We start from the raw sequence: 502 nt of genomic DNA, 5'->3' as shown, positions 1-502 counted from the left end.
GCTGTCCAGCCACGAAGTGGCGTTCGTTGATAAACTTGTTATAGGTTTAGTGGATAAAGTGTAAATGACTTATCTCCTTTTTGATTTACTAACCGATAATTTCTTTGAGCATCACAGACTTGAACCACCCAAACATAGTCGAATAACCCCGGCTCTATATTGGCCCCTGTTGAGTCAATGTCTTTGATAGGATCATATTTTCTAGTTTGGAGTACTTGAAGTGAATTGCACTCTTTACTGTTAATGGCCTCCATTAGAGCGATGTAGTCTAGAGACCATTGCACATCAGCTTCGTTTAGCAGGCTGCTTGTAACAATACGACTCCCATTACCTTTCCATTTCTCACGAACCTCTGAAAGCAAACCTTCAGAGACGCTCATATTTTTACCATTTAGGTTAAATACATGAGCGTCGCTAGACAAAGACTCTTTATTTGTAGCGCAACCAAATAGAGAAATAACTAACAGAGTAAAAATACACTTCTTCATGATTGACCTATAAC

The 502-nt window shown here is 39.0% G+C and carries 1 protein-coding gene; it reads right to left on the bottom strand.

Going from position 1 to position 502, the window contains the following annotated elements:
- Nucleotides 1-38 precede the first annotated feature (38 nt).
- On the bottom strand, nucleotides 39-502 hold a 464-nt coding region (locus tag KO533_RS22435), incomplete at its 5' end, for a hypothetical protein (protein WP_219256194.1).

This window comes from Shewanella sp. NKUCC05_KAH, assembly GCF_019345585.1.
Lineage (GTDB): Bacteria > Pseudomonadota > Gammaproteobacteria > Enterobacterales > Shewanellaceae > Shewanella > Shewanella oncorhynchi.
Note: the sequence above shows the minus strand (reverse complement) of the source record. Positions and strands in the feature narration are given on the sequence as shown.